The 3,047-nt window shown below is 69.8% G+C and carries 2 protein-coding genes; both read left to right on the top strand.

What is annotated here, in order from left to right:
* The first annotated feature begins 405 nt into the window (after positions 1–405).
* Entirely contained in the window at positions 406–1,701 is a 1,296-nt protein-coding gene (locus ACWEQL_RS08200; RefSeq protein ID WP_452149376.1) for an extracellular solute-binding protein, read from the top strand.
* Between the two features lie 174 nt (positions 1,702–1,875).
* Positions 1,876–2,934 (top strand): SIS domain-containing protein, encoded by a 1,059-nt coding sequence (locus tag ACWEQL_RS08195; protein WP_452149369.1) that lies wholly within the window; start codon positions 1,876–1,878, stop codon positions 2,932–2,934.
* The last annotated feature ends 113 nt before the right edge of the window (positions 2,935–3,047 follow it).

Here is a 3,047-nt window from a genome sequence, read left to right as displayed (position 1 = left end):
GCTCATGCCGACCAACGTCCGCCCGCCGGATGAGAATCCGGTGAGAACCGGCTCAGAGGTGTCCGAGAAGCCCGTTGACTTCTCATAAAGCCTGGACCATGCTCTCTCAAGAGGGCCTTAAGTGATCCTTAAATCTGACTTAGGGTGATGATCCGACGACTGATCGCCACGCGAGACAACAGGTCTGCAACGTCCTTTGCGGTCCGGCCATTTGGCGTTGACACCGGCAATGGTCTAGGCCAGAGTCCAAGTGATCCGGTTCGAACTTCAACATCGCCGGATGTGGTATTGGCCCTTCCCGAAGCTTCTCGTCGCGCTGCCCGGACCCCCGGGGGCGCCAGCACGCTGCCGGCGGGCACAGGCTCTAACACCCCCTCGGAGGATGGCGTGAGGAAGCGTCAGCTCATGGCGACGTTCGCGGTCTTGGCAATGGCCGCCGGGTTGACGGGTTGCAACTCCGGTGGCTCGTCCTCGGGCGACGGCAAGGCCACCGGTAGCGACCCGAAGGCCGCCAGCGGCACGGTCACCGTCTGGCTGATGGACGACGCCCAGAAGAACTGGCCCGACCTGGTCCAGAAGGTCAACGACGAGTTCGCGGCCAAGTACCCGAACGTCACCCTGCGGCTCGCCTACCAGGGCTGGGCCGACAAGATCGCCAAGCTGGACGCGGCGATCGCCGGTGGCAACGCCCCGGACGTCGTGGAGCTCGGCAACACCGAGACCATGAAGTACGTGCTGTCCGGCGCGCTCGCCCCGGTGGACAAGGGCACCTTCGCCAACTCCGACACCTGGATCCGGGGTCTGGTCAACACCTGCACCTACCAGGACAAGCTCTGGTGCGTGCCCTACTACGCGGGCGCCCGCGTGGCGATCTACAACTCCGCGGCCTTCCAGGCGGCCACCGGCAGCGCCGAGTTCCCCAAGACCGAGGACGAGATGCGCTCCGCCCTCGACAAGGTCGCCGAGCGGAACAAGGGCGCCGGGGGCTACTCCGCCCTCTACCTGCCCGGCCCGTACTGGTACGCGGCGATGAGCTACGTCGCCGCGTACGGGGGCACCATCGCCAAGTTCGACAGCTCCGGCAACTGGCACGGCAGCCTGAGCGACCCCAAGGCCAAGCAGGGCATCAACCACTTCGTCGAGCTGGTCCGCAAGTACAACAAGGGCGACCTGTCGGTCAACGAGCAGAACCAGTACGAGGCGATGGCCCGCGGGCGCGCCGCCGCCTTCTACGGCAACGGCTGGGAGGGCGCCAGCGCGACCGCCCCGGTGACCGGTGACCCGAGCATCAAGGCCGCCGTCAAGGTCGCCACCATGCCCGGCCCGGACGGCAAGCCGCTGCCCTCCTTCATCGGCGGCTCCGACCTGGCGGTCACCGCCAAGTCCCCGTCGGTGGAGCTGGCGACCGAGTGGGTCCGGATGTTCACCAGCGCCAAGTCGCAGCAGGCGCTGGCCGACAAGGACATCCTGCCGAACAACCTGAACCAGCTGGCCCCGCTCAAGACCAAGCCGGCCACCTCGGCGGCGGCCAACGCGGTGCCGGACGCCTGGTTCACCCCGCTGGCGCCCGGCTGGGGGGCGATCGAGAAGAAGAAGATCCTCCCGGACATGCTGATCGCCATCCTGCGCGGCAAGTCGGTCGATCAGGCCACCAAGGAGGCCGACGCCCAGATCGACCAGCTGATCAACAACCCGTCCTGAGGCCACCGGGCCCCGGCCGCCGCGGCCGGGGCCCGAGGACGTGCTCCCGGGAGGGCGCCCCCGTAGGATTGCCGCAGGATTCACCGCAGCGAGTGTGCGGACTCGCCGCCGTAGAGGTCCCCGCCGGGCGTCCCGTCCAGTGGGGTGGAACCATCTCATCGGAGGCACATCCAGATGTCCGACCCGCAGACTGTTTCCGTTCCCGGCCGGATCATGGCGGCGGAGATGGCCGAGCAGCCGGCCGTCCTCCAGCGCATCCTCGACGAGGGCGCCCCGAAGATCCGCGAGATCGCGGCGGGGATCGCCGCCCGCAACCCGCGCTTCGTCCTGCTCACCGCGCGCGGCACGTCCGACAACGCGGCGCTGTACGCCAAGTACCTGATCGAGATCCTGCTCGGCAAGCCCGCCGGCCTGACCTCGATGTCCACCACCACCGCGTACGGCGCCAAGCCGGACCTCACCGACGTCCTGGTGATCACCGTCAGCCAGTCCGGCGGCTCGCCCGACCTGGTCGCCTCCACCAAGGCGGCCCGCGAGGCCGGCGCGATCACCCTCGCGGTCACCAACAACGCCGCCTCGCCGCTGGCCGAGGTCTCCGAGTTCCACATCGACGTGCTCGCGGGCCCGGAGAAGGCGCTGCCGGCCACCAAGACCTACACCGCCGAGCTGCTGGCCCTCTACCTGCTGGTCGAGGGCCTGCGTGGTGGGGGAGCCTCGGCGGCCGAGGGGCTGCCGGCGCTGGCCGCCGGCGTGCTGGCCCGTCAGGGCGAGGTGAGGGCTCTGGCCGAGCGGTACCGCTTCGCCCAGCGCCTGGTCATCACCTCGCGCGGCTACGGCTACCCGACCGCCCGCGAGGCGGCGCTGAAGCTGATGGAGACCACCTACATCCCGGCCTCCCCGTTCTCCGGCGCCGACCTGCTGCACGGCCCGCTGGCCATGGTGGACAACGTCTCCCCGGTCATCGCGATCGTCCCGGAGGGCAAGGGCGGCGAGGCCCTGCAGCCCGTCCTGGACCGGCTGCGCGGCCGTGGCGCGGACCTCGTGGTGGTCGGCCAGCAGGCCCAGGTGGAGCGGGCCTCCGCGGGCTTCGCGCTGCCGTCCGGGGTACCGGAGGAGGTCCAGCCGATCCTGGAGATCCTGCCGCTGCAACTGCTGGCCTACGAGGTCACCATCGCCCGCGGCCAGGACCCGGACGCCCCCCGCGCCCTCGCCAAGGTCACCGAGACCCACTGACGCCCCCCGCGAACCCGCAGACGCCGATCCCCCGTCCACAGCCTGTGGACGGGGGATCGGCGCTTCAGGACGTACCCGCACCGGGGAACACTTCGGGCCACGGTGCCGACACG

Source organism: Kitasatospora sp. NPDC004240 (genome assembly GCF_053603215.1).
This window is presented reverse-complemented; position numbering and strand designations above follow the sequence as displayed.

Coding starts and splice junctions, on each gene's coding strand:
- ACWEQL_RS08200 (WP_452149376.1), top strand. CDS start 406: ATGGCGACGTTCGCGGTCTTGGCAATGGCCGCCGGGTTGACGGGTTGC.
- ACWEQL_RS08195 (WP_452149369.1), top strand. CDS start 1,876: ATGTCCGACCCGCAGACTGTTTCCGTTCCCGGCCGGATCATGGCGGCG.